General features: G+C 71.4%; 25 protein-coding genes. 5 read left to right on the forward strand and 20 right to left on the reverse strand.

The window, feature by feature from the left end; all coding sequences use genetic code 11:
* Positions 1-18 precede the first annotated feature (18 nt).
* Both AB0B55_RS13060 and AB0B55_RS13065 read right to left on the reverse strand, forming a co-directional pair.
* Positions 19-1,206, reverse strand: coding sequence for an ABC transporter substrate-binding protein (locus AB0B55_RS13060; protein WP_357131451.1), 1,188 nt, complete (start codon positions 1,204-1,206; stop codon positions 19-21).
* Positions 1,207-1,285: 79 nt separating this feature from the next.
* A complete protein-coding gene (locus AB0B55_RS13065; protein WP_357171776.1) occupies positions 1,286-2,083 on the reverse strand; it encodes an alpha/beta fold hydrolase in 798 nt (265 codons plus the stop codon).
* An 85-nt stretch (positions 2,084-2,168) separates the two neighbouring features.
* Between AB0B55_RS13065 and AB0B55_RS13070 the strand changes: the two genes are divergently transcribed.
* Positions 2,169-2,759, forward strand: coding sequence for a bacterial proteasome activator family protein (locus AB0B55_RS13070; protein ID WP_357131456.1), 591 nt, complete (start codon positions 2,169-2,171; stop codon positions 2,757-2,759).
* 4 nt (positions 2,760-2,763) lie between these two features.
* On the opposite strand, the gene AB0B55_RS13075 is transcribed toward AB0B55_RS13070, so the two are convergent.
* From AB0B55_RS13075 to AB0B55_RS13085, 3 genes are all read right to left on the reverse strand, one after another.
* Positions 2,764-3,576: an HAD family hydrolase gene (locus AB0B55_RS13075; protein WP_357131459.1), complete on the reverse strand. Its 813-nt coding sequence runs from the start codon at positions 3,574-3,576 to the stop codon at positions 2,764-2,766.
* On the reverse strand, positions 3,576-4,397 hold the full coding sequence (locus AB0B55_RS13080) for an HAD hydrolase family protein (RefSeq protein WP_355048642.1): 822 nt from the start codon (positions 4,395-4,397) through the stop codon (positions 3,576-3,578). The genes AB0B55_RS13075 and AB0B55_RS13080 overlap by 1 nt, the downstream gene beginning before the upstream one ends.
* Positions 4,398-4,743: 346 nt before the next feature.
* A complete protein-coding gene (locus tag AB0B55_RS13085; RefSeq protein ID WP_357171777.1) occupies positions 4,744-5,487 on the reverse strand; it encodes a hypothetical protein in 744 nt (247 codons plus the stop codon).
* Positions 5,488-5,673: 186 nt separating this feature from the next.
* Here AB0B55_RS13085 and AB0B55_RS13090 point away from each other — a divergent pair, with 186 nt between their 5' ends.
* From AB0B55_RS13090 to AB0B55_RS13100, 3 genes are all read left to right on the forward strand, one after another.
* The gene (locus AB0B55_RS13090; RefSeq protein WP_355048644.1) at positions 5,674-6,105 is read left to right on the forward strand and encodes an OsmC family protein; all 432 of its coding nucleotides are present in this window, start codon (positions 5,674-5,676) and stop codon (positions 6,103-6,105) included.
* Between the two features lie 93 nt (positions 6,106-6,198).
* A complete protein-coding gene (locus AB0B55_RS13095) occupies positions 6,199-6,546 on the forward strand; it encodes a metallopeptidase family protein (protein WP_357131815.1) in 348 nt (115 codons plus the stop codon).
* 103 nt (positions 6,547-6,649) lie between these two features.
* A complete protein-coding gene (locus AB0B55_RS13100; protein ID WP_357131467.1) occupies positions 6,650-7,372 on the forward strand; it encodes an AIM24 family protein in 723 nt (240 codons plus the stop codon).
* Between the two features lie 64 nt (positions 7,373-7,436).
* On the opposite strand, the gene pheA is transcribed toward AB0B55_RS13100, so the two are convergent.
* The 5 genes from pheA to AB0B55_RS13125 form a co-directional block, all read right to left on the reverse strand.
* Positions 7,437-8,390, reverse strand: coding sequence for a prephenate dehydratase (pheA, locus tag AB0B55_RS13105; protein WP_357131471.1), 954 nt, complete (start codon positions 8,388-8,390; stop codon positions 7,437-7,439).
* A 10-nt stretch (positions 8,391-8,400) separates the two neighbouring features.
* The gene (locus AB0B55_RS13110) at positions 8,401-8,967 is read right to left on the reverse strand and encodes a hypothetical protein (protein ID WP_357171778.1); all 567 of its coding nucleotides are present in this window, start codon (positions 8,965-8,967) and stop codon (positions 8,401-8,403) included.
* A gap of 81 nt (positions 8,968-9,048) precedes the next feature.
* Positions 9,049-9,438, reverse strand: coding sequence for an ACT domain-containing protein (locus AB0B55_RS13115; protein ID WP_357131477.1), 390 nt, complete (start codon positions 9,436-9,438; stop codon positions 9,049-9,051).
* A gap of 75 nt (positions 9,439-9,513) precedes the next feature.
* Positions 9,514-9,972 carry a hypothetical protein gene (locus AB0B55_RS13120; RefSeq protein ID WP_357131480.1) on the reverse strand — a complete coding sequence of 153 codons (459 nt, stop codon included), beginning with the start codon at positions 9,970-9,972 and terminating at the stop codon, positions 9,514-9,516.
* A gap of 168 nt (positions 9,973-10,140) precedes the next feature.
* Positions 10,141-10,881 (reverse strand): hypothetical protein, encoded by a 741-nt coding sequence (locus AB0B55_RS13125; RefSeq protein WP_357131483.1) that lies wholly within the window; start codon positions 10,879-10,881, stop codon positions 10,141-10,143.
* Positions 10,882-11,044: 163 nt separating this feature from the next.
* Here AB0B55_RS13125 and AB0B55_RS13130 point away from each other — a divergent pair, with 163 nt between their 5' ends.
* Positions 11,045-12,274 (forward strand): arginine deiminase, encoded by a 1,230-nt coding sequence (locus tag AB0B55_RS13130; RefSeq protein WP_357131487.1) that lies wholly within the window; start codon positions 11,045-11,047, stop codon positions 12,272-12,274.
* Between the two features lie 31 nt (positions 12,275-12,305).
* Here the strand turns inward: AB0B55_RS13130 and AB0B55_RS13135 are convergent, their stop codons facing one another.
* The 10 genes from AB0B55_RS13135 to AB0B55_RS13180 form a co-directional block, all read right to left on the reverse strand.
* Positions 12,306-13,193 (reverse strand): DUF5926 family protein, encoded by an 888-nt coding sequence (locus tag AB0B55_RS13135; protein ID WP_357131491.1) that lies wholly within the window; start codon positions 13,191-13,193, stop codon positions 12,306-12,308.
* 78 nt (positions 13,194-13,271) lie between these two features.
* Positions 13,272-13,682 carry an ATP-binding protein gene (locus AB0B55_RS13140; protein WP_357131818.1) on the reverse strand — a complete coding sequence of 137 codons (411 nt, stop codon included), beginning with the start codon at positions 13,680-13,682 and terminating at the stop codon, positions 13,272-13,274.
* Positions 13,683-13,742: 60 nt separating this feature from the next.
* Positions 13,743-15,197, reverse strand: a complete 1,455-nt coding sequence (locus AB0B55_RS13145; RefSeq protein ID WP_357131494.1) for an ATP-binding protein — start codon at positions 15,195-15,197, stop codon at positions 13,743-13,745.
* A gap of 116 nt (positions 15,198-15,313) precedes the next feature.
* Positions 15,314-16,102 carry a glycerophosphodiester phosphodiesterase family protein gene (locus tag AB0B55_RS13150; RefSeq protein ID WP_357131497.1) on the reverse strand — a complete coding sequence of 263 codons (789 nt, stop codon included), beginning with the start codon at positions 16,100-16,102 and terminating at the stop codon, positions 15,314-15,316.
* A gap of 10 nt (positions 16,103-16,112) precedes the next feature.
* A complete protein-coding gene (locus tag AB0B55_RS13155; RefSeq protein WP_357131500.1) occupies positions 16,113-16,448 on the reverse strand; it encodes a rhodanese-like domain-containing protein in 336 nt (111 codons plus the stop codon).
* 58 nt (positions 16,449-16,506) lie between these two features.
* Complete coding sequence (locus AB0B55_RS13160; RefSeq protein ID WP_357171779.1) at positions 16,507-17,421, reverse strand: LCP family protein; 915 nt, start codon at positions 17,419-17,421, stop codon at positions 16,507-16,509.
* 214 nt (positions 17,422-17,635) lie between these two features.
* The gene (locus AB0B55_RS13165; protein WP_357131506.1) at positions 17,636-18,895 is read right to left on the reverse strand and encodes an LCP family protein; all 1,260 of its coding nucleotides are present in this window, start codon (positions 18,893-18,895) and stop codon (positions 17,636-17,638) included.
* 273 nt (positions 18,896-19,168) lie between these two features.
* On the reverse strand, positions 19,169-19,570 hold the full coding sequence (locus tag AB0B55_RS13170; RefSeq protein WP_357131509.1) for a hypothetical protein: 402 nt from the start codon (positions 19,568-19,570) through the stop codon (positions 19,169-19,171).
* A 206-nt stretch (positions 19,571-19,776) separates the two neighbouring features.
* The gene (locus AB0B55_RS13175; protein WP_357131512.1) at positions 19,777-20,991 is read right to left on the reverse strand and encodes an LCP family protein; all 1,215 of its coding nucleotides are present in this window, start codon (positions 20,989-20,991) and stop codon (positions 19,777-19,779) included.
* 76 nt (positions 20,992-21,067) lie between these two features.
* Positions 21,068-22,045: an NAD-dependent epimerase/dehydratase family protein gene (locus AB0B55_RS13180; RefSeq protein ID WP_357131516.1), complete on the reverse strand. Its 978-nt coding sequence runs from the start codon at positions 22,043-22,045 to the stop codon at positions 21,068-21,070.
* Positions 22,046-22,125 lie beyond the last annotated feature (80 nt).

A 22,125-nucleotide genomic window follows, 5' to 3' on the forward strand; every position in this document is an offset into this window, starting at 1 on the left:
GCTTCGTCCCGACAGGCTCTAGCCCAGCGTGGCCAGCTCGTTGATCAGCACGTTCGACATGACCTGACCGTCCTGCTGGACCTCCCGCAGGTACCACTTCTGCTGCGGGGTACGCGGCTGGTTGAACTGCCAGATGCCGCGCGGGCTGTCGATCTGGCCGATCTTGCCCAGCGCCAGGTTGACCTGCTGCGGGGTGGGCGTTCCGCCGGTCAGCTGGATGGCCTGGTCGAGCACCTGGGCCGCGTCGTACGACGCCATCGCGTAGGTCGTCGGCGTGCTCTGGTGCTTCTTGCGGTACGCCGAGGCGAAGACCCGGTTCGACGTGTTGTTGAGGTCGGCCGAGTAGTTCAGGGCGGTCTGGATGCCCAGCGCGTCCCGGCCCAGGCTATCCAGCACGGCGCCCTCGGTGAGGAAGCCGGGGGCGTACACGGGCCCGGAGAACTGGTCGCGGAGCTGCTTGATGAACTCGACGGCGGCCGCACCCGCGAAGAAGCAGAACACAGCGGTCGGGTTCTTGCGCAGCGCCTTCTCGATGTCCGCCACGTAGGTGGTCTTGCTCGGGTTCGGGGTGGGGCTGGTGTTGGTCACCGGGTCGGCGATGCGCGGGTCGGTGGGGCCGAACTCCTGCTTGAAGCCCCGCACGACGTCCGGGCTGCCCACGTTCTCCGGCACGATGATCGCGATCCGGCCGTTCGCCGGGAGCTGGTCGCGCAGGTAGCGGCCGAGTGCCCGCCCGGCCTCGTCCAGCACGTACGAGGTACGCCAGATGTAGACGACGCTCTGCAGGCTGCTCGGTGAGGCGTTCGACCCGATGAGCGGGATTCGGGCGTCCTCGATGGTGTCGCGGATACCCACCATCACCGACGAGTTGACCACGCCGGTGAGCGCCAGCACGTTCTGCTTGAGGAGCTGGTCGACGGCGGCCTTGCCGGTCTTGGCGGTCTCGCCCTCGTCGGCGGTGAGCAGCTCGACCGGATGCCCGCCCAGTTGCTGGTTGTGCAGGTCGAGGAAGAGCTGGAAGCCGTTGGTGATGTCGTCACCGATGGACTTGAAGCCGCCGCCCTTCGGTGCGATCAGACCAATCTTGATCGGGCTCTTGGTGGGGGTCGGCTGAGCCTCGGTGTCGGAGCCGCACGCGGTGGCGAATCCGGTCGTACCGAGCGCGGCCAGGAGTTGGAGCGCCCGCCTGCGATTCATCTGCGACACCGAGTTCCTTCCCAGGAGCGTTGCAGGGCGAACAGCGCCCCTCCGGCGTTCTACCTGCTCGGCGACGCTGCGTCAATGGCTAGTGATCATCGTGCAGGGACCGCAATGCATCGAGCACTCGGGGCCAGGCCGAGGACTCCGGATCGATCAGCCCGAAATGCTCGCATTCGGGCAGCTCGACAAGGGAAATATCGGATCCCACGGTACGAGCTGCCACCACGAAGTCCCGGCTCATCGAGACCGGCACCTGTTCGTCCAGTGAGCCGTGCATCACTACCGTGCGTGTTGGCATCGGTACCAATGATCGTGGATCGGCCGCCGCGTACCGGTCCGGCGCATCCCCCGGACCGCCGCCGAGCAGCGCGGCGACCGCACCGGAGTCCAGGTCCAGCCGGTACGCCTCGGCGAGATCGGCCACCGGGGCCAGGGCCAGCACCCCACCCACCGTCGACGGCGCGGTGGCCGCCGCGTACAACGCCAGGTGGCCACCGGCGGAATGACCGATCAGGATCGGCGGGGCCCCGCTCACCCGACCGGGCAGCGCCGGCGCGACCAGCGCCGGCAGCGCCGCGATCCCGGCGAGGGCGTCCGTCAACGTGCCCGGCCAGCCACCACTCGGTTGCCCGGTACGTCGGTACTCCAGTTGCGCCACCGGGTACCCGTCGGCCGCGAGCGCGGCGGCCAGCGGTCCGGTGTGCCGCCGGTCGTACTCGGCCCGCCAGAAGCCCCCGTGCACCACGACGACCAGCGGCCGGGCCGGCCCGGAACCGGCTGGGCGGCGAAGGTCGGCGACCTGGTCGGGGTGGTCGCCGTACGCCACCGTCCGGTCCGGCGCGGGCGCCGGCCGGGTCAGCACGGCGCGTGGGTCGGCAGACATGGCGCGACGGTAGCGCGCCCCGCCCGGGTGGTTCGGTCCAGGGGAGTCGGTCCCGGGCGGCGTGGGCCGGACCTCCTGGGTAAAAATGGACCCCATGACCGCTGAGCAGAACGACCAGCCCGGCCCCGACGACTCCGGCCACTCCGGCACCGTGGTGGTGGTCGGTCCGGACGGGCGGCCGATCGGCACCGTGCAGACCGAGGAGGGTCAGGGTGAGGATCCGACCCGCCTGGTCGAGCAGCCGGCCAAGGTGATGCGGATCGGCAGCATGATCAAGCAGCTGCTGGAGGAGGTCAAGGCCGCTCCGCTGGACGACGCCAGCCGGCACCGGATGCGGGAGATCCACGAACGCTCGATCGTCGAGCTGAAGGAAGGTCTCGCGCCCGAGCTGCGCGACGAGTTGGAGCGGATCTCGCTGCCCTTCACCGAGGACAAGGCGCCCAGCGAGAGCGAGCTGCGCATCGCGCACGCCCAGCTCGTCGGCTGGTTGGAGGGCCTGTTCCACGGCATCCAGGCCGCCCTGGTCGCCCAGCAGATGGCCGCCCGGGTTCAGCTTGAGCAGATGCGCGGCGGCCGGCAGGCGCTGCCCAGCGGCCCCGGTGGGGTCGTCCCGGGCATGCCGGGCATCGGCCAGCCCGGCGGCGGTGAGGGTCACAACACCGGCCAGTACCTCTGACCGGTCACTGGACCCCGAACACCTTCTCCAGGTACGCGGCCACGCCGTCGTCGGAGTTCGAGCCGGTCACCTCGTCGGCGACCGCGAGGACGGCGGGGTGCGCGTTGGCCACCGCCACGCCGCGCCCCGCCCAGCTCAGCATCGGTACGTCGTTCGGCATGTCGCCGAAGGCGACCACGTCCGCCGCGGCCACGCCGAGCCGGTCGCAGTACCAGTCGAGCCCGGCCGCCTTGGTCACCCCGGCCGCGGAGATCTCCACCAGCCCCGAGGACGACGAGTGCGTCGCCTCGGCCAGCCCTTGCAGCGCCCTGGCGATCAGCGCCGCGAACGCGTCCGGGTCCTGCTCGCCGGCCCGGGCGAGGAGCTTCACCGCCGGCACGGAGAGCAACTCCTCCGGCGTCTCGATCGGCCGGATGGCGTCGGCGTCGGCATCCCAGCGCAGCGGGTAGTCCGCCTCGTGACGCATCTCCCGGCTGTCCAGGATCTCCACGGCGAAGCTGATGCCGGGCACCTCGGCGCGCAGCCGCCGGGCCACCTCCACCAGATGCTGTGGCGCGAGCGGGTCGGCCCGTAACACCTCGTCGTTGACCGGGTCGTAGACCACGGCGCCGTTGGCGCAGACCGCCGGCAGAGGCTCGGTCAGCTGGTCGTACACCATCTTGAGCCAGCGGACCGGGCGGCCGGTGACCAGCACGACCGGCGTGCCTCGCGCGGAGATCCGCGCGAGCACGTCGGCGGTGTGCGGGCTGACCGTGTGGTCGTCGCGGATCAGCGTGCCGTCGATGTCCGTGGCTACCAGCCGGGGTGTCTCTCCCATCATCGGGAGAGTAGTCGGTCCAGATACACCGCCACTCCGTCGTCATCATTGCGCAGGGTCACCTCGTCGGCGGCCGCGCGGACGTCGGGGTGAGCGTTGGCGACCGCCACCCGCGACCAGCCGGCCCACTCGAACATCGGCAGGTCGTTGGGCATGTCGCCGAAGACCAGCACGTCGGCCGGGTCGACCCCGAGCGTCTGCGCCACGACGGTCAGCCCGGTCGCCTTGTCCACCCCGGGCGGGCAGATCTCGATGAAACCGAGCCCGGCCTGGGTGAGCGTGGCGACCTGCGGCTCGACGATCCGGCGGGCCACCGCCAGCAGTTCGTCCACGTGGTGGTCGGCGGTTCTGGCGAACGCCTTGAGCACGTCGCAGGAGAGGCACTCGTCGCGGGTGCGCGCCTCGAACCGGTCCTGGTAGGGCCAGCTCGGGTGGTAGTCACCCCAGAGCGGGGCGTCGTGCTCGTCGGACGCCTCGACCATCACGGTCAGCGGGCCGACCTCGGCCTCCAGGTCGGCGAGCAACCGGGCCAGCACCTCGGCGGGCAGGCGCTCGTCGCGGAGCACCACCGGGCCGGCCGGGTCGCTCTGGTCGACCACACGTCCGCCGCCGGCCATCACCAGGAAGTCGGCGGCGCGGATGTCGTTGCGGGTCAGCTCGGTCAGGCGAGGGCCGCGTCCGGTCGCGCCGACCACCGGAATACCGGCGGCCCGCACCCGGTCGAGCACCCCGTGGGTGTACGCGGAGACGGTGTCGTCGCTGCGGACGAGGGTTCCGTCGAGGTCGGTCGCGATCAGCTTGGGCAGTCCCGGGCGGGTCATCGTTCCTCCTTCGCCCACCGCCGTCGCAGCCAGCCGTGCGGTCCTGGTCGAGACCCGGCGTGACGGCGGGCAGCAACCGTACCTCGCCGAAAGGGTCGCAACCATGGCTTCCCGGCGAATCGGGCACCAACGCGCGCCACCCGCCAGGTGTCCAACCCCACCCGCGCCTCTCGCGCCCCGTTCCCGCGCCCGCGCCTCTCGCCCCGCCCTCGCCTCGCCGATCTTGCACTTTCGGTTGCTGATTTGTCGACTTATGCGCCTTATGTGAGGACAGAAATCGCAAGATCGGCGCGGGCGCGGGCGCGGGCGCGGGGCGCGGGGACGGGGCGCGGGGGTGGGGGTGGGGTTAGGTGGGGTTTTCGGGGCGGGCGAAGGGGGTGGCCGGTTCCACCGTCAGATCGGCGGGGGCGGGTAGGCCGTCGTCGAGTGGCCCCGGGTCCGGGCGGCGACGCCAGGAGCGCATCGCGGGTACGTCGGCGGCCGGGGCATCGTCGTCAGCCGGCCCGGCGGACGCGTCGGCCGGTACGGCCCCGGCCAGTCGCAGGGCGGCGGCGAAGAGGACGCACGCGACGAACGCCAGCACGAGACCGCGGCCGTACTCGACCCGGAACTCTTCCTCGGGCGAGTAGAGAAGGGCCCGCTCCCCGGTGTCGTGGAGCGTCGCGGTAGCGGCGACCAGCAACGCCAGGAGCGCGCCGGCCAGCGTGAGCCCGACCAGCCGCGCGTTCGCACGGACCGCCGCCGTGCCCCCCAGCGCCAGGGCCACGGCGCAGGCCAGGCCGAGCAGGCCGGCGAGATAAGCGACCCCGAAGCCGCCGATCTCGGACACGCTGGCCCGCACCTCGATCGTGTTGGGCCCCTCGGCCCCGCCGCTCGGCACGGTCGTCAGCAGCCACTCGCCGATCATCGACGCGATCCCGGCGACCGCGCCGAGGCCGGCCAGCAGCAGCGGCAGACGAGGGTCACGGGTCAGGCCGACCAGGGGATTACCGAACCGGCGTGTCCGCGCGGGCTCGTCGGCGCCCCACTCGATCACAGCCGGCGCGTCGGGCGAGTCTCCCTGCCGCGGAACGGGCAGATCCTCGGGCATCGGCCATCCCTCCGCCGGTCACGGGCCTGCGTCGAATCATGGCACAGCCCTCGGTCGCGGCGCTGCCGTCGACACCGCGCGCCCGCCCACGTCCGCCGCGCCGCCGATCACGGTGACGGGAATCGCAGGGCGGTCCTCGGTGCCGGCCGGTCGCCCGCAGGTCAGGTATCCGCTAGCGTTCTCAACATGCCTATCCGTACCGCTTCCGCACAATGGCAGGGCAATCTCACCGAGGGTTCCGGCACCGTCCGCACCGGTAAGGGCGGCCTGTCCGGCAACTACTCCTTCAAGTCGCGCTTCGAGGAGGGCGAGGGCACCAACCCCGAGGAGCTGATCGCCGCCGCGCACGCGGGCTGCTTCTCGATGGCGTTCTCGAAGGCCCTCGCCGACGCCGGCACCACGCCCACCTCGGTCGAGACCACCGCCAAGGTCCACCTGGACAAGACCGACGCCGGGTTCAGCGTGACCCGGATCGACCTCGAGACCGTCGGCCAGGTGCCCGGGGTCGACGAGGCGGAGTTCCAGAAGCTCGCCGAGGCCGCCAAGGCCAACTGCCCGATCTCCCGCCTGCTCTCGCCGGGTGCCGAGATCACCCTCACCGCCCGCCTGGCCGCCTGACCCGGCGACCCGCACACACGTGGACCACGGCCCGGGTCGCCGAGCGCGACCCGGCCGATCGGTCCCGCGTCGGGCAGAATGAACGTCGTGCCGGTGGAGATGACCCGCGAGCGCTTCGAGGAGCTGGTCGCTGACGCGCTCGACGAGGTGCCCGAAGGGCTTCTCGGCCTGATGAACAACGTGGTGATCCTCGTCGAGGACGACCCACCGCCGGGTGAGTCCGACCTGCTCGGCCTCTACGAGGGGCACGCGCTCACCAACCGGGGCTGGGACTACTCCGGCGTACTGCCGGACCGGATCTTCATCTACCGCCACCCGATCCTGCGGATCTGCGACAACGACGAGGACGTCGTCGACGAGGTGGCGGTGACAGTGGTGCACGAGATCGCCCACCACTTCGGCATCGACGACGAGCGGCTGCACGCCCTGGGCTGGGGCTGACGCGCGAGCCCACCGTCCGCGCGCCGCTGAACCGATCGCCTCCGGTTGCCGTGGTCACCTACGGTCGATGCAGCGACCGCGACCATTTCAGGAGGAACCTTTCATGCGCAGCGAGCTGTTCTCGTCCGAGAATCTGGAGAAGGAGTCGGCGCAGGCGGGCATGCGTCTGCAGAACTCCAAGATGTTGAAGATCGAGCTCAACGGCGAGGCGATGGCCCGGGTCGGCTCGATGGTCGCCTACCAGGGCAACGTGCAGTTCCAGGCGCTGGGCTCGGGCGGCCTCGGCAAGTTCCTCAAGCAGAAGCTCACCGGCGAGGGCGTCCCCCTGATGAAGGTCACCGGCCAGGGTGACGTCTTCCTCGCCGAGCTGGCCAAGGACGTCCACATCATCGACCTGGAGCCGGGCGACGCGCTCTCCATCAACGGTTCCAGCGTGCTCGCCTTCGACTCGACCCTGCAGTACGACATCAGGATGGTCGGCGGCGCCGGCATGGCCTCCTCGTCCGGGCTGTTCAACTGCGTGTTCAGCGGGTACGGCCGGATCGCCATCACGACCAAGGGCACTCCCGTGGTGCTCAACGTGGACGCCCCGACGTACGTCGACCCGCAGGCGGCCGTCTGCTGGTCGGCCAACCTCCAGACCGGCTACCACCGAGCCGAGCAGCTCGGTCTCGGCACGCTGCTCGGTCGACGCACCGGCGAGTCGTTCACCATGAGCTTCGCCGGTCAGGGCTTCGTCGTGGTGCAGCCGTCCGAGGAGCCGCCCGTCATGGGCAGTGGTCAGCAGCAGCAGGAGGGTGGCCTGCTCGGCGGTCTGCTGAGCTGAGCGCCGATCCGGGTGGGGCGCGCTCCGGAGCACCCCACCCCCAGGGCCTCGGCGCTCGGCCCGGTCAGCTCATCTCGCCGGTGCGCAGCCGGGCCAGCCAGGCCGCCGCGTCGGCGTAGTCGACGTCCGACAGGCCGGCCGGCGCGGGCACCCGCCGCTCGCCGGCCTCGACCCAACGGTGTCGGGGATAGGACCCGAGGAAACGGACCTCCGCGCACACCCGGCGCAGCCCCTGCAACGCCTCACCCAGGCGTACGTCGGCCACGTGCCCGGTGCAGTCGAGGAAGAAGACGTACCGGCCCAGCGCCTCACCGGTCGGGCGGGACTCGATCCGGGTCAGGTTCACCCCGCGTACGGCCAGCTCGACCAGCACCGACAGCAGCGCGCCCACCCGGTCGTGAGCGATGTAGACGGCCAGTGAGGTGAGGTCGTCGCCACTCGGCGGTGGGGGTGGCCCGGGACGGGAGACCAGCACGAACCGGGTCACCGCGTCGGGGTGGTCGGCGATCTTCTCGGCGAGCAGCGTGAGCCGGTGCCGGGCCGCCCCGATGGGCGCGCAGATCGCCGCGTCGTACTCGCCGGACCCGGCGCCGGCCGCCGCCGCGCCGTTGGAGAGGACATCGACGACCGTCGCATCGGGCAGGTGGTCACGCAGCCAGCCGCGGCACTGGGTGGACGCCTGCGGGTGTGCCGCGATGGAGCGGACCGTCGACAGCGCGGTGCCTGTACGCGCGGCGAGCACGAACTCCACCGGCAGGACCACCTCGCGGGTGATCACCAGCGGCGCACCCTCGACGATCTCGTCGAGGGTGACGCCGACCGCCCCGCCGATCGAGTTCTCCAGCGGTACGAGCGCCGCGTCGGCCTCTGCGGCCCGGATGCTGTCGAGCGCCTCCCCGACGCTGCGAGCCGGCGTACGGGAGCCGTGTTCGGCTGCCGGGATGGTGCGCAGGGCCTGCTCGGCGAAGGTGCCCTCGGGGCCGAGGTAGACGTAGCGCGTAGGCGGTGTTCCGGGCATGCCGCCCAGACTACGCACCCGGTCCGACCGCTGGAGATGGATCGCAGGCGAGCGTACGGATTCCGGCCGGCCCGGTGGCCCGGACCTCGATGGTGCACACGTCGGTGCCGGCCGTGACCAGTTGCAGAGCCGTCGGCCCGCCCTGGGTGACGACCTGAAGCTCCTCGTGCCCGGTCACCTCCAGCACGGTGTACTGCCAGTCCCCGGCGCACAGCGGGCCGGTGCGGACCCGGACCCGGACGTTGTCCGGGAGCACCGAGGCCCGTCCCTGCAGCAACTGCACCACCCGCTGCCCGGTCGGCCCGTTCCGGCAGGTCGTCGCCACCAGGCCGGGCTCCGGAGTGGCCGCGTGGGTGGCGGGCGGCGGTGCGGTCGGCGCGGTCGAGGGCGTGCCGGTCGCGACGCCGGTCGGGCCCGACGGCCTGGGGCTGCCGGCCCCGGTGGGCACGCCGGTCGGGTCACGCAGTTCCGGAGGTGCTCCGCAGCCGGTCAGCGCTCCGATGGTGAGGAGCGCCAGCAGCGCCGCCCACGCGGGCGCGGTGGGGGCAGACGGGTGGCGGGGTGGGCTGAACGGCACGGGCCGGTCCTCGGGACATCGGGATACGTCGCGGCCGGGTGGCCGAGCCCATCGTAGGGCGAGCGGTCGGCCGGGTGAAGCTCAGCCGAGGACGCGGTGTCCGGCGCGCTCCAACGCGGTTGTGCCCTCGGTCAGTCGGACGGCCGGCAGCAGCACGTAGTCGGTGTCGAAGGTGGAGAAGGTGACCACGCTGACCCGGGCCGCGGCGAGTGGGTCCACGAGCGCCGCGAGCGTGCCGGTGCCGTCCATGCCCGCCGGACCGGCGACGCGAAGGCAGCGCCAGATGGTCTCCACCACGGCCTCGTCGGGCAACCGATCGGCCGGGCAGATCACCGAGATCCCGTCGGCGGTCCAGCTCACCGTGACCACGTCGGCGCGACCCAGCCCGCTCGACAACTCGTCCGGCAGGGCGGTGCCGCCACCGAGCCGGCACACGGCGTACTCCCCCGGCAGCAGAGTGATATCGAGCATGAGGGCACCCTACGGCGTGGAACCGAGCCCATCTGGGCATCGCCGCGTGCGGCGAACACCACATCGCGCCGCAGGTCAGACCTCGGAGAAGAAGGTGAGCGAGCCCGCGACGGCGCCGTCGGAGAGCACCGGCGTGGAGATCGCGTCGACCGTCGCGTCAGGCCCCCCGCCGGAGGCGGCCTGCACCCGCAGCAGGCCCCGGGCGAGCCGGCCGGAGGAGAGCGCCAGCAGGGGCGGAATCTTGTCGATCTCGGCCTCGGTCAGCTCGCCCCGGTTCGCGGTGAAGTCGAGCAGGCGAAGGCCGCCGTCGAGCAGTGGACGCCCGATCAGGCCGGCGGGCTCGCCCAGGCAGAGCAGCGCGCAGCCGGCGGTGGAGATGGCCACCACCCGGGTGTCGGCGTCGATCAGCAGGCAGGGCTCGTCCGCCCGCCCGACGGTCGAGGACCACTGGCCGACATTGTCGAACTCAGACTCTGTCGAGGCTCGGGCCGAGGGCACGAACACTTCTGAGAGCGAGAGTTCGACGTGGGCCACCGCGCCTCCTATGTACAACGACGGACTGTCCACGCTAGCCGGTCAACGACGGATTCACCGAGCGAGCCGGGTCACCGCGCCGCAGCGGAGAACTCCCGGGCGGCCGGCGACGGCGCGGGAGCCGGTGGGTAGGTGGGGGACCGGGGCCGCGTGGCGTCGCCGGTGACGTTACCGGCGGTGGGCCGCCTTGTCAGCGGCCGTTCGGCCCTCCTCGTACCACCGGTAGTCGGCCGATGGACGGTACGTGCCGTTCAGCCAGGTGCTCGGGTGCTGTGCCACCCGTGCCAGCTTCTCGGCCGTGGTCGGGCTGATCCGGTTGCCACCGGCCACGAGAAGCCGGTCCAGCTCCCGGTGGGTGGCCATCAGGCAGTCCTTCGGGAGGCCGTAGACGCTGATCACGCCGGAACCCACGAAGGTCAGCACGGGCGTCACCGGGATGGTCAGCCCCACCGCGTCGGAGAGGGCCTTGCTGGCCCGCTTGGCGTCCCGGCGGGCCTCGGTCACGTACGGGGGCCGCTTCCCGTTGATCTGTACGACGTCCCCGGCGACGAGCACCCGGGCCCGGCCGTGGTCGGCGATGGTCACCGCGAACAGGCCGCTCGGCCCGATGGCGAGGAAACCGGCGCGGTCGTCCTGCGCGCGGTCGAGCAGGACGTCCGCCACGTCGGTGCGGGGCCACTCGATGACGTGCCAGGACGGCCCGAGGTGGTCGAGTTGACCGAGTGCCCGCGCGCCGGCCGCCTCCAGCCGACGGGCGCCTCGCTCGGCACGGCGGCGTCGGGCCCACTCGAGCGGTGTGGGGCGGATCGGTTCGAGAGCCCCCGGCGCCTCGACGCGGGGGTGGGGAACCGCGATGGGCGGCAGTGCCCGTGCGGTCGGTACGGCTCGTCGTGCGGGAAAGACAGTCATCGCGACCTCCGGCAAAAGGTCCCTCGAAGTTATGTCCTCACTACCCTACGTTGCCACTGTGGGTGTTCGGCAAGCCGGAACGCCGGAGTGACTGTGGATGAATGCCATATTCATCCACAGTTCTTTTCTCGGATGCCGCCAAACCCTGCCCTACGCTGCGGGAGTGACCCACTACGTCGACAGTGAAGTCGGCCGGCTCGGCACCGTCCTGCTGCACCGGCCCGGCCCGGAGCTGGCCCGGCTCACCCCGCGCAACAACGACTCGCTCCTGTTCGACGCGATCCCCTGGGTCGGCCGCGCGCAGGAGGAGCACGACGCCTTCGCGGCGGCGCTGCGCGAGCGCGGGGTCGAGGTGCTCTACCTGGCCACCCTGCTGGCCGAGGCGCTGGCCGTCGCGGACGCCCGCGCCGAACTGACCGAGCAGGTGCTGCGCTCGCGCCGCCTCGGCGACACGCTCCGCGCCCGGGTCGCCGACCACCTCGCCTACCTGGACCCGGCCGCGCTGGCCGACGTGCTGACCGCCGGGCTGGCCCACGAGGAGCTGCGGATCAGCTCGGAGCGGCCGGGCGGGCTCGTCTACACCCTGATGGACCGGCACGACTTCGTCATCGACCCGCTGCCCAACCTGCTCTTCACCCGGGACTCGTCGCTGTGGATCGGCGACCGGGTCGGCGTCACCAGCCTCGCCATGCCGGCCCGCCGCCGGGAGACCACCCTGACCGACGCCATCTACCGGCACCACCCCCGGTTCGCCGGCACCGAGTTCGTCTACCGCCCCGACCTGGAACACCTGGAGGGCGGGGACGTGCTGCTGCTCGCACCCGGCGTGCTGGCGGTCGGCGTGGGTGAGCGGACCACCCCGGCGGGCGCGGAACGCCTCGGCCGGCAGGTCTTCGCCGCCGGCCTGGCCCACACCATCCTGGTGGTGCCGATCGCCCAGAAACGCGCCACGATGCACCTGGACACCGTCTGCACGATGGTCGACGTCGACGCCGTCCTGATGTATCCGAACATCGCCAGCACGCTCTCGGCGTACACCGTCATCGCCGGCGCGGACGGCGAGGACCCACGGGTGGACGGCCCGGCGCCCTTCCTGCGAGCCGCCGCCGACGCGATGGACCTGGACCAGCTGCGGGTCATCGACACCGGCCTGGACCCGGTGACCGCGGAACGCGAACAGTGGGACGACGGCAACAACACCCTCGCCCTCGCGCCCCGGCTGTGCGTCGGTTATGAGCGCAACACGGAGACCAACGCGCAGTTGGAGCGGGCCGGCATCGAGATCATCCCGATCGCCGGTTCAGAGTTGGGCTCCGGCCGGGGCGGCCCGCGCTGCATGTCCTGCCCGATCGTCCGCGCCCCCCTGAAGGAAGGGCCCCCTGCTAACGCCTAGTGCATAGCAAGGGGCCCTTCCTAACAACGCCTCAGCGCAGGGTGAGCTGTCGGCCGAGCAACCCCTGGCGGGCCCGCCGGCCGGCGGCGTCCAACACCTCGGTGCTGGCGAGAGCCTCCGCGTACCGCTTGGCGAACTGCGCCACCGGGTCCTCCCACTCGCTCGCCGGCGTCTCCTCGGGCAGGTCCCAGACGGGTACGAGCCGGCCGTGGGCGCGGAACATCCCGGCGAACTTGGTCTGGTCGCCGAGCGTCAGCGTGCCGGCCGCGCCGAGCCGGGCCAGCGCGTCGAGGGCGCCGTCCTCGTCGTCCGGCAGCACCCAGCGCACGTGCGCCTTCTCGGGGACCCGGCACCAGTACGCGGCCTTCGCGGAGGTCATCCGCACCGTCGGGTAGATGGCGGCGTTCGCCCGCTCCAGGGACGCCTGGACGCTCGGGTCATCGGTCGCGCCGGGATCGAGCCAGAACTCGAACCCGTCGTGCATGCTGATCTCCAGCGGGCCGTCCACGAGGATGTCCTGAAGTCGCGGCCCGGGGCCGGGCAGCGGCGGCACGGAAACCTGGCCGCCCGGCTCGGTGCGCAGCGCGCTGAGGAGCGCCTCGGCCAGGTCCCGGGAGACATCGCCGGACTGCTGGTGACGCTGTAGACCGATGAGCACCTGGCCGTCCGGCTTGCTCACCGCCGGCGCGGCCATCGGCAGCACCGTGGCCAGGGTCGCCGACCGGTCGCCGAACTCCTCGACCAGGGCGGGCGCCAGGCGCAGCGGGGCGGACGCGGCGGGCACCAGCTCGCGCAGCGCGATCCACTCGGGCTCGTCGACCAGGCCCTCGAAGGGACGCGGCACGAAGACGTCCCGCACCTTGTCCCGACGGGGAGTGGTGTCGGTGGCTGCTCGCTGGCTCTTTCGACGCTTGCTCACGGCGTCACAGCCTAGAGCCCCGCCGGCCCCGGCATGACCCGGACCCACCCAACCCAGCGCGAGTTGATCATGAAGGTGTTAGCCGGCCGGCACCAGGCCGGGGGTGGGAGTGGGGTCGAACTCCGCCCAGACGCGCTGACCCATACCGTCCCGCTCGACACCCCAGCGGGTCGCCAGGCCGGCGACGATGTGCAGGCCCCGCCCGTCCGCCGCGTCGAGGCCGGCGGTGCGGATCCGTGGGCCGGTGGCCGCGCCGCCGTCGGTCACCCGCAACTGGATCCGTGGGCCGTCGGCGGACGGCCGCAGCCGCCAGGCCACCCGGACCACGCCGCCGGGCAGCGGGTGGGCGTGCCGGACCGAGTTGCCCACCAGTTCGGCGAGCACCGCGATCAGATCCGCGAGGAGCGCCGGGGGCACGACGTCCGCCAGGTCGTCGGCGAGCCGATGCCGGGCCAGTCGTGCGCCGGCGGGGTGGTGGGGAACCACCACGCACCACGCCCGATCCCTCGCCGCCGTCGCCACCGTCGCCTCCACGTCGCGCCCCGCAGGTCAACCGCGCGGTAGCCGCACCTCTGCGACCGTACCGCCGTCGGTCCTCGGACGTAGGGATACCCATCCATTCTGCTGTTCAACGATCCGGCGGACGAGATAGAGGCCCAGCCCCGCCCCGGGGTAGCCGCGCCGGTCACCGGACTCGCCCTGCCAGAACCGGTCGAACGCCCGTTCCACGTGCTCCGGCCGGATGCTGATGCCGCGGTCGCTCACCCGGAACGCGACCAACTGACCGTCGACCCCGGCCGTGATCTCGATGGGGGAGCCCGGCGGCGAGTACTTGCCGGCGTTGGTCACCAGCTCGGTCAGGACGGTGGCCAAACTGGGACGGTGGCCGAGCGCCTTGGGCAGGTCGACGGGCAGGCGGAGCGTCAGCCGGTGCCGCAGCTCCGCCGGCAGGTCCACGACCGCCGCGCGCAGCGCCGCACCGAGGTCGAACGGGGTGGGCGGCTCGTCCGCGGGCCCCGTCTCGGCCGCCGAGGAGAGCAGCCGGTCGACCAACCGGGCCAGCTCGTTGGCGCGCTGCCCGATCACCCGGGCGGCCTGCCGTCGGTCGCCGTCGGTCAGCGACTCCCAGTGGTCGGTGAGGGTGTCCGCGTACCCCTTGATGACGGTGACCGGCGTGCGTAGCTCGTGGCTGGTCACCGCGACGAACAGCTCCCGGTCGTGATCGCGGCGCTGCTGGTCGGTGATGTCGCGGAAGGTGACCACCCGCAGCGCGCCCGGGCCGGGCAGGTCGCCGGAGGTGATGCGCAGCCAGCGCCCGTCCGGCAGCCGGTGGTCGCGAACCTGGCCGGCAGGCGGCAGCGGCAGCGGCAACGGCCGGTTCAGGGCCTGGCCCGTCGTGCAGCCGGTGACCTGGACGGCGGCCGGGTTCCACAGCCGGACGTGCCCGTCCCGGTCGACCACCGCCAGCCCGTCGGCGAGCGCCGCCACCACCGGCCCGTCGCCGTGCACCGGCAGTCCGCTCTGGTCGCCGTACATGTGGGCGACGCACGAGGCGAGGTACGCGATGACGCCCTGCTGCTCGGCGCCCGGCTCGTCGTCGCCCGGATAGAGGGCGTGCAGGCTGCCGACGGTGTGACCGCCGATCTCGGCCCGGGACACCACCATCCGGTGCAGGCCGCTGCCGGCGAGTTCGGCGGCGAGCTTGCCGCTCAGATCGGTCACCCGGACCTGGCTCACCCGGGGGCCGGAGAGCAGCCGGACCGTGTCCGGGTCGTCCGCCGCGAGCGGGCGGCCGAGCGCCCACTCCGCCGCGCCGGTGGCCGCGATCACCCGGCCGCCCGTCGGACCGAACTCGACGAACGCCATTCCGCTCGCGGACAGCGCCGGTTGGGCCATCCGGAGGAGTTGGGTGAGGACCGGCAGGCCCGCGTCCCCCGCATTGATCATCTCGATCACGACGGTGTGGCCGGCGAGAAGAGCGGGAAAATCGATACGCTCCGGCATGTGCCGAGTCTGCCCCGCCGGCCCGGCTTTCGGCACCCCCGGTTGTCGGGTGGGCGTAGGCGTAGGCGCTGCCGGCGGTCGACGCGCTGGGCGGCCGGCTCGGCGTCGCGGCCCGTTCAGCGGTCCCGCCGGGCCAGCACGTGCGCCGGTCGGTCCGTGATGATCCCGTCCACCTCCCCGGCCAGCACCAGCTCCACGTCGGCCGGCTCGTTGACCGTCCAGACGTACACCTGGTTGCCGGCGGCGCGCAGCGCGGGCAGCAGGTGGGGGCGGGCCCGGAGCAGGCCGATGCCCGGGCCGGCGATGCGGGCGCCGAACGGCAGCCGGCCCAGCCGCAGCCAGGGTGGAAGCACCTCCAGCAGCAGCACCGTGGGCAGCGCCGGGGCCAACTCCCGGACCCGGCGTACGGCCAGCGGGGAGAACGACATGACGGTCACCTGGACCGGGTCGTCCGGTGCCGGATCGACCAGCCCGTACTGCCGCAGCAGGTCGACCAGCCGCCGCTCCACCAACGAGCCGAAGCGGGACGGATGCTTCGTCTCGACGAGCAACCGGACGGGCCGCCCGGCGGCGAGCACCGCGTCGAGCAGCCGGGCCAGGGTCAACAGCCGGGTGTGCGACTCGTCCGGCGGCAGGTCACCGCTCGGCGCGCCGGCTGGATGCCACGAGCCGAAGTCCAGCGCGTCCAACTCGGCGAGAGTTCGCGCGCTGACCAGCCCGCGACCGTTGCTCGTGCGGTCCAGCCGCCGGTCGTGTACGCAGACCAGATGACCGTCCCGGGTCAGCCGGACGTCGCACTCCAGCCCGTCGGCGCCCTCGTCGAGGGCGCGCAGGTACGCGGCGAGGGTGTGCTCCGGAAGGTCGTACGAGGCGCCGCGGTGCGCGAAGACCAGTGGCCCGCCCATCCCGGCCGCCTCAGATGACCTGGCCGGGCTGCCCGTTCGCGTCGACCACTGCTCGGCCGACCGCTGCCCACTGGCGCATCCCGCCGTCGGCGTTGCGCACCTGACCCCACCCGTTGTTGATCAGGTAGGCGACGACCTGGGCGGATCGTCCACCGGAGCGGCAGATGACGGCCACGTCCCGGTCGGTCGGCACCTCGGCCAGCCGCGCGGGCAGTTCCATCATCGGCAGGTGGTGGGCGGTGGGGGCGTGGCCGGCCGCCCATTCGTCGGCCTCCCGCACATCGAGCAGGTAGGTGTCGTCGGCGATCTCGGTCACGGGCACGGTGGGAACCTGGGGTCCGAACACAGGAAGCAACACTAGATCCTCGGGGGCCGGATCGGCACCGACCCGGCCGTCGCCACGGTCACAACCGGGTCACCCAGCGCGGGTTGGCCTGCGCCCAGTCCGGTACGCGGGTGCCCCGGACCGCCTCGAACAGCCCGTTGCCGCCGTTGTCGAGCACCACGTACGAGACCTGGTCGATGGTCTGCGGGGACGAGGGCACCTGGACGCCGCGCATTCCGTCGGGCGGCAGCGCGCGGAGCGCGAGGAGCAGATCCTCAAGGGGTACGCCGTTGGTGTCGACGGTCAACGAGCCGCCGACCGCCCGGAGCACCTGGTCCAGCTTCACCGGATTGTTGCGCAGGTCGGCGTCGCCGGCGCTGTCCAGCATCGCCCGCAGGAGTTGCTGCTGGTGGCGCTGCCGGTCGTAGTCGCCCCCGGGCAGGTCGTAGCGCTGCCGTACGTAGTCCAGCGCCTGTGCCCCGTCCATCCGCTGGCAGCCGGTCCGGAAGACCCGGTTGGTGTGGATCGAGCGCACCTCGGTGTCGACGCACATCTGCACCCCGCCCAAAAGGTCGATCACCTTCCGGAAACCGGAGAAGTCGATCAGGGCGGCGCCGTCGAACCGGATGCCGGTGAGCCGGTTCAGGGTGGTGGAGAGCAGTCGGGCGCCGGCCGATCCGCCGCCACCGTGCTCGTACGCGGCGTTGATCTTGTCGGGGCCGCCGCCGAAGCCGTTCGCCGGTGGGATGGCGACCAGCAGGTCACGCGGGATGGAGACCAGGTACGCCGCACGCCGTCCGGCGGGTACGTGCACGATGAGGATGGTGTCGGAGCGCTGGTCCGGCTCGCTGCCGCCGGCGCGTTTGTCGGTGCCGATCAGCAGGTAGTTGAGCGCCCCGTCCAGGTCGGTCCGGTCGGTTCGGGCGTTGGCGTCGAGCAACTGCTCCTTGGTGACCGTACGGTCGTACCGGTGGGTCAGTGTCTTGAGGCCCATCACCGCGAGCCCGGCCAGCAGGACTAGGGCCAGTCCGACGGCGAGCAGGAGGCGTGGCCAGCGATCGCGGCGCGACCCGGCCGGGTGTGCCCGGCCGGCCGCGTTCCGTCCCCACCTGGACGTGACCGCCTCCCCGCAGCCGATACGTGAACCTTGCTCACGTCAGGCTACGGTCAGTGACGGAACGGTCGCCGGGCTTTCCGCGACTTGGCCGTCACTTCCGGCCGGAGATCACCTCGGGGTGGGTGAAGACGAACTCGGCGAGCTTGTCCTGCTTGACCGCCTCGAACATCGCCATCGTCTCCTCGTTCAACGCCTCACGGTTGTTGCCGTTGCCGTTGAAGCTGCCGTTGTTGGTCTTCAACATGGTCAACTCGTTGGCGGTGACGCCACGCATGGTGAAGATGAAGTTCTCGATCGGCACGCCGCCGGTGTCCAGGACGAAGGCCTTGCCGGCTGCCTTGATCAACGAGTTCATCTTGGCCGGGTTGGTCAGCATGCCGCCGTCGTTGGCCTTGCGGGCCATCGCCTTGATCAGTTGCTGCTGGTTCTGCTGCCGGTCGTAGTCGCCGTTGCGGAGGGTCTTGCGCTGCCGCGAGTAGTCGAGCGCAGCCCAACCCTCCATCTCCTGGCAGCCCTTCTTGTGCACCACCGGCTTCATCGTCTTGCCGGTCTTCTTGGCGTCGGCGTTCCACATCGGCTTACCGTCGACATAACTCATGTGCAGCGACGTGACCTCCTGGCTCACGCAGATGCGCACGGTGCCCAGGGTGTCGATGACGTTCTTGAAGCCCCCGAAGTTGATGATCGCCGCGCCGTCGAAGCTGATGCCCGTGAGGCGCTTGATCGTCTGCGCCATGAGCTGGGCGCCACCCTCCCAGCCGCCACCGTTGCGGGCACCGGCCTGGAAGGCGGCGTTGATCTTGTCGGTGCCACCGGTGTAGCCGCTCTTCTTGAACGGGGGGATCTGCGCCTCGGTGTCGCGGGGGATGGAGATCAGGTACGCCTGGTCGTGCGAGGCCGGGATGTGCAGGACGATGATGCTGTCCGACCGGACGTCGTCGGCGGCCCAGCGTTCCCGGGCGTCCACGCCGAGCAGCAGCATGTCGATCGGCCCGTCCAGGCTCGCGCCACCCTCGGCGTCGGTCTTGCCGGCGTCGCCGAGCAGGTTGCGCTGGGCGATGTCACCGGTGGCCTGACCGACCAGCACCTTCGTGCCGACGATCGCCACCCCGCTGCTGAGCATCAGCACCGCACCGAAGATCACGGTCAGGCGGGCCCAGAGCGGATCCTTGCGCCGGGGCCGCTTCTTCGCCGGCCCCTTGCCGCCTGTCCGGCTGTCGCCGGCACCTGGCGGACGACCGCCCGGGCCGCCGCCCGACGGGCCGGGCTGCACCGGTATGGACGCGGCGATACGACCGCTCTGCGCGGCGGATGTAGTGGACGGAGGGCGACGGCTGGCCTGAACCGGCATTCGTGCTCCAGCTCGTGATCAGGAGGGGGCGGCACCACTGTACGTACATCAATTCGACTTTGCGAGTTCATCTGGACTCAATTCGCTCGCCAGGCACCGTCAACCAGGCGATCGCCCCCACTCGATGACCAGAAAGGCGAGGCAGCGATGGCCTGATCGGCTCGAACGCCTCAATGCCCCTAATGTCCGATTCTATCTGACAAGTTGGCGCGGCACCTGGTGTGGCACGCGCGAAAGGGGGCCCGACCCGGATGGGTCGGACCCCCGCAGGGTCTACTTGCTCGCTGGCGGAATCGGCCCGTACGCGCAGGTGGACGCCGAGTCGATGCGGATCCCGTTGGGGATCCCGTAGTACCCGACGTCGTAGAGGGTGTTGGGCTTGCCGGCGGCCATGCACTTGATCAGCCCGGTGGTGTACCGGACGTACACAACGTCGTCGTTGCGGCTGTTGGCGCCGTACACGACATCGACCCCGTTCGAGATGGACTGGAAGCCCGAGGTCACGACCTGGTACTTGTGATCGATGACCTTGTCCTGGTCGGAGAGGCACGTGTAGGGGTACGGGCACCCGAGGGCGGCAGCCTGAGCCGGTGCGGCGGTGGCTGCCAGGCCAGCCCCCGTGATGAGCGCGGCGGCGGCCGTCGCCCCTAACGCCTTGTGCAGCTTGCCTGTCATCGACTTCTCCTCGCCTTGGTGGCAGAGGGCAACGACCCGAAGCGATGCCGGGCGCCTCCCTCGATCGAGACGCCCGGCAAGCGGTTCGCCCGGCCAGGGCCCCTGCCGTGTCCGTGGTTGTCATTGATCGAGGTGCGAGGCCCAAACCTAAGACAATCCCCAATGGACGGTCAAGACACTTACGGAGTGGGGGCAGGAGAGGAGGCTCAGCCGCCGTCGTTGCTCTTCGGCGGGTTGGCCTTCACCCAGTCCGCCATCGTGTCCGCCGACATGGCCTTGTACATCGCCAGCGCCTTCTCCCGGTCCGACACCACCACCGACTCGCCGTTGATGGTGTCGCTGCCCGAGTTCGGGCTGGTCAGGAACGTGAGGTTCTCACCACGCAGGCTCCGGAACTGCACCGCCATATCGGTCAACGAGAAGCCCTGGTCGACCGTCACCGCCGCGGTCACCGACTTGAGGAAGTCGTTGAGCTTCTTCGGGTTCGCCAGGGTGCCGGTGCTGGCCGCCTTGTCCATCAGCGCCCGCAGGAAGTCCTGCTGGTGCCGCATCCGGGCGAAGTCGCCGTCCGGGAACTGCTTACGCTGCCGGATCCAGTCCAGCGCCTCCGCGCCGTCCATGTGGTTGGTGCCCTTGGTGAACGTCCGGTACGGCTTGTGGATCGAGGTGATCGTCCGCTCCACCTTCAGGTCCACCCCGCCGAGGGCGTCGGTGACCTCCTTGAACCCGCCGAAGTCGATCGCCATGACGTGGTCGATCCGGACGTCGCTGAAGCACTCGACGGTACGGACCGCCAGCGGCAGGCCACCGAAGGCGAACGCTGCGTTGATCTTCGCCCGCCGGCCGGAGCCGCAGTCCGCGCCCGCGCTCTCCGGGATCGGCACGTACAGGTCACGCGGGATGGAGACCAGGTACGCCTCCTTATGGTCGGCCGGGATGTGCATCACGATGATCGTGTCGGCCCGCCACTGGCTCTTGGTGTCGACCGGCGCGTCCGGGTCCCGGGAGTCGCTGCCGACCAGCAGGATGTTCAACGCGCCGTCGACGGGCTTCGCCGGACGGCCGCCGGTGATCTCCGCGAAGGGATCGGTGCGGGCCAGGTCGTTGTTGAGGCCGCGCGCGTACAGCCACGCGCCCAGGCCGCCGAGCAGCGCCAACACCAGCACCGCGATGCCCGCCACCAGGCCGATCCGCCCCCAGCGTGGGCGGGGACCACGCCGTCCCGACCCGCCGGCGCCACCCGGCCCGCCCGGTCCCGTCGGCCCGCCGGGGCCGACCTGCCGATCGTCGTACGACGGGTAGAAGCGCGCCTCGGCCGGACGCGCGCGTCCGGAGGCGCCCCGGTCGGGGCCGGGCACCGAGGCGCGCCCGGCGCTGCGGTGCAGGTACGGGTGGGGAACGCCGGCAGGGGTCGCTGACATGCAACTCAGAGTACGTAGCGAGGGCCACTACCGCCCTCAGGTGACACTCAGCGATCGGCGGTCCGCCGCGAGCCGGTTACCCTAGCCGCGCCCGGAAGTACTCGATCGTGCGTCGCAGGCCGTCTTCGGGCGTCACGGCCGGCTCGTATCCGAGCAGTTCACGGGCGAGGGTCAGGTCGGGGCGCCGCATCTCTGGGTCGTCCGCGCTGCGCGTGATGTACGTCACCTCCGAGTTGCTGTCGGAGAGTGACACGATCAACTCGGCGAGTTGACGCATGGACATCTCGTGCTCGGTACCGCAGTTGACCGGCCCGGTCTCGGTCGAGTCGAGCAGCAGCAGGATGCCCCGCACCAGATCCTCGACGAAGCAGATTGACCGGGTCTGGTTGCCGGTGCCGTGCACGGTGATCGGCTCGTCACGCAGCGCCTGGGAGATGAAGGTCGGGATGGCGCGACCGTCGTCCGGGCGCATCCGCGGGCCGTACGTGTTGAAGATCCGCACGATCGCGGCGTCCAGCCCCCGGTACCGGTGGTACGCCATGGTGGCCGCCTCGGAGAAGCGCTTCGCCTCGTCGTAGACGCTGCGGACGCCGATGGGGTTGACGTTGCCCCAGTAGGTCTCGCGCTGCGGGTGCTCCTTCGGGTCCCCGTACGCCTCGCTGGTGGAGGCCATCAGGAACCGGGCGCCGTCGGCGACCGCGCGGTCCAGCAGGTGCAGGGTGCCCACCGACCCGACCCGGAGGATCTCCACCGGAAGCTGGGCGAAGTCGGTGGGGCTGGCCGGCGAGGCCATGTGCAGGATCGCGTCGAAGCGCTCGGCCAGCGCCGGGTGGTGCGTCGGCAGGCCGTCGGAGAGGTCCGCCTCGACCAGGGTGAAGGTTGGCCGGTCCAGCAGGTGGGCGACGTTCTCCTTGGAACCGGTGACGAAGTTGTCCAGGGCCACCACCGTGCACCCGCGGGCGATCAGCGAGTCGACCAGGTGCGACGGAACGAAACCGGCGCCGCCGGTGACAAGAACGCGGTGACCAGACCCAAAGCGCGTAGCAACCTTCATGCCGGTCAGCCTACCGACTGAAGGAAGGGCCCCCTGCTAACGCCTGGCGTTGTACAGGGGGCCCTTCCTAACAGCTAGCG

The sequence above is a fragment of the Micromonospora sp. NPDC049107 genome (assembly GCF_040648595.1).
In the GTDB taxonomy this organism is placed as follows: domain Bacteria; phylum Actinomycetota; class Actinomycetes; order Mycobacteriales; family Micromonosporaceae; genus Micromonospora.

Excerpts from the sequence above, each read along its gene's own strand:
- AB0B55_RS13150 (WP_357131497.1), bottom strand. The coding sequence starts at position 16,102 with ATGGGCGGGCCACTGGTCTTCGCGCACCGCGGCGCCTCGTACGACCTT.
- AB0B55_RS13115 (WP_357131477.1), bottom strand. The coding sequence starts at position 9,438 with ATGCTCGATATCACTCTGCTGCCGGGGGAGTACGCCGTGTGCCGGCTC.
- AB0B55_RS13175 (WP_357131512.1), bottom strand. The coding sequence starts at position 20,991 with ATGTCAGCGACCCCTGCCGGCGTTCCCCACCCGTACCTGCACCGCAGC.
- AB0B55_RS13065 (WP_357171776.1), bottom strand. The coding sequence starts at position 2,083 with ATGTCTGCCGACCCACGCGCCGTGCTGACCCGGCCGGCGCCCGCGCCG.
- AB0B55_RS13145 (WP_357131494.1), bottom strand. The coding sequence starts at position 15,197 with ATGCCGGAGCGTATCGATTTTCCCGCTCTTCTCGCCGGCCACACCGTC.
- pheA (WP_357131471.1), bottom strand. The coding sequence starts at position 8,390 with ATGCCCGGAACACCGCCTACGCGCTACGTCTACCTCGGCCCCGAGGGC.
- AB0B55_RS13165 (WP_357131506.1), bottom strand. The coding sequence starts at position 18,895 with ATGCCGGTTCAGGCCAGCCGTCGCCCTCCGTCCACTACATCCGCCGCG.
- AB0B55_RS13080 (WP_355048642.1), bottom strand. The coding sequence starts at position 4,397 with ATGACCCGCCCGGGACTGCCCAAGCTGATCGCGACCGACCTCGACGGA.
- AB0B55_RS13180 (WP_357131516.1), bottom strand. The coding sequence starts at position 22,045 with ATGAAGGTTGCTACGCGCTTTGGGTCTGGTCACCGCGTTCTTGTCACC.
- AB0B55_RS13075 (WP_357131459.1), bottom strand. The coding sequence starts at position 3,576 with ATGGGAGAGACACCCCGGCTGGTAGCCACGGACATCGACGGCACGCTG.
- AB0B55_RS13125 (WP_357131483.1), bottom strand. The coding sequence starts at position 10,881 with ATGACTGTCTTTCCCGCACGACGAGCCGTACCGACCGCACGGGCACTG.
- AB0B55_RS13070 (WP_357131456.1), top strand. The coding sequence starts at position 2,169 with ATGGACCCCATGACCGCTGAGCAGAACGACCAGCCCGGCCCCGACGAC.
- AB0B55_RS13100 (WP_357131467.1), top strand. The coding sequence starts at position 6,650 with ATGCGCAGCGAGCTGTTCTCGTCCGAGAATCTGGAGAAGGAGTCGGCG.
- AB0B55_RS13090 (WP_355048644.1), top strand. The coding sequence starts at position 5,674 with ATGCCTATCCGTACCGCTTCCGCACAATGGCAGGGCAATCTCACCGAG.
- AB0B55_RS13085 (WP_357171777.1), bottom strand. The coding sequence starts at position 5,487 with ATGCCCGAGGATCTGCCCGTTCCGCGGCAGGGAGACTCGCCCGACGCG.
- AB0B55_RS13160 (WP_357171779.1), bottom strand. The coding sequence starts at position 17,421 with ATGGGCCTCAAGACACTGACCCACCGGTACGACCGTACGGTCACCAAG.
- AB0B55_RS13170 (WP_357131509.1), bottom strand. The coding sequence starts at position 19,570 with ATGACAGGCAAGCTGCACAAGGCGTTAGGGGCGACGGCCGCCGCCGCG.